This window comes from uncultured Ruthenibacterium sp. (genome assembly GCF_963558415.1).
Classification (GTDB): domain Bacteria; phylum Bacillota; class Clostridia; order Oscillospirales; family Ruminococcaceae; genus Ruthenibacterium.
The window spans coordinates 1-1,683 of the sequence record NZ_CAUWGY010000160.1 but is presented as its reverse complement, the minus strand read 5'-3'; the positions used below and the strand labels follow the sequence as shown (position 1 = coordinate 1,683).

The following is a 1,683-nucleotide window of genomic DNA, read 5'->3' as shown; positions in this document are numbered from 1 at the left end:
GTCCCTTGCGTCTGCCGATTTCGCCACAGCAGCCTGTCTATGCACACTAAAAGTACGTTTAATAGAATACAATATTACGACCAGAATGTCAACTAAAACACTGGAAGGAAATGAGCTTCTATGATAAAATAAAACCGCAATAGGAGGTTTTTTATGAAAGAATGGGTTGTAAAAAACGAAGACGCCAAACGTTTGGATAAATTTTTATCCGAAAAAGAGCCATCTCTTTCCTATGGTTATTTGCGTCGGTATCTAAAAGAAAACAAAATCAAAGTAAATGGCAAAAAACAGCCCCTGTCTTTCCAGCTTTGTCCAGGCGACACCGTCCGTATATTTATTCCGAAAAAAAACGCTCCTACTTTTCTGCCGGTGTACGAGGACCAGGATCTTTTAGTGGCTAATAAGCCTGCGGGACTTCCTGTTTGTGGCGAGGATGGAACGGATACTCTTATTTCTCGAGTTCTTTCCTATCTAGGTTATGATTCTTCCTTTTCCTTCAAACCTTGTTTATGCCATCGTTTGGATACGGGGACCAGCGGTCTGGTGTTAATTGCGAAAACATCTGCCGCCGAGATTTTCTTGACTCAATTAATTCGTCAACGTGCGATACAAAAAAAATATCTTTGTGTTACTTATGGTCACCCTTCTCCAGCCAATGCAACACTACACGCTTTCCTAGTAAAAAATGCACAGGCCGGAACAGTACGTATCTATCAGACACCAAAAGCCAATTCCAAAGAGATTATTACAGCCTACCGTACACTAAGTATCTCTGGACGATTGGCCCTTCTGGAAGTCAATTTAATAACCGGACGCACCCATCAAATCCGCGCCCATCTTGCATCCATAGGATGCCCTATTTTAGGTGACGCAAAATACGGAGACCAAATAATTAATCGCGAACTTCGCACAAAATATCAAGCATTATGTGCCTATTCTCTTACATTTCCTGAAATTCTATCGGGCCCCTTTGCCAAATGGAGCTGTAAAAAATTCGAGTTGGCCCCGCCTTGGTACGCCCAGCAAATTTTAGACAAAACATTGACATAAAAGAGGCAAACCATTTTGGGTTTGCCTCTTTTACATATTGGAGGAGGGTTGCACATCATCGGCCGGAAGTGTTTTCAAAAACTCTTCGTATGTGTACAAGCTATTCAACACTTCACAAAGAGCCTTTTTAGATAGCCTTGGTGGAAGCCCAAGAGATGCAAGCCAGACACGTCTTTTTTCCGCACTTTGCGGCGTGCCTGAAAGACCGTGCATAAATAAATCCGTATAAGTAATGTTTCTTCCTCTTCGAACCGGGACTTCATGTGCACCAGCGGTAGACAACGCCTGTATAATCATCTTGGTCGGGATTCCTTCTACACCGAGAATCCCCTCTTTTGATGGTTGGCTTTTTCTCTTTTCTTTTCCATGCAGCGCTGGAACATATGCATTTTTTACCGGAATTCCAGCAGCAATTTTATTCAGATAGTTTCGAATTCGAAAACCGGCTGCGTCTGAATCCGTAAGGACAATAATTCCCCGGCTCCGTCCCAACTTTAAAATCAATTGTTTTGTTTCCTCGCTGGTAAAAATAGAAAAGCCGCCTGTGGGTATAATCAATGCATCGACCAAATCTGCTAATTTTACAGCATCGTACTTTCCCTCAACCACAATCACTTCCTGAATGTGAACTTT

Annotated in this window: 2 protein-coding genes; one reads left to right on the top strand and one right to left on the bottom strand. The window is 42.4% G+C overall.

Annotated features, from left to right (window positions below; translation table 11 throughout):
* Positions 1–153 precede the first annotated feature (153 nt).
* Positions 154–1,050 (top strand): pseudouridine synthase, encoded by an 897-nt coding sequence (locus tag AB5H98_RS13405; RefSeq protein WP_367926381.1) that lies wholly within the window; start codon positions 154–156, stop codon positions 1,048–1,050.
* A gap of 30 nt (positions 1,051–1,080) precedes the next feature.
* On the opposite strand, the gene AB5H98_RS13400 is transcribed toward AB5H98_RS13405, so the two are convergent.
* The coding region (locus AB5H98_RS13400) for a toprim domain-containing protein (RefSeq protein WP_367926380.1) at positions 1,081–1,683 on the bottom strand (603 nt) is incomplete at its 5' end.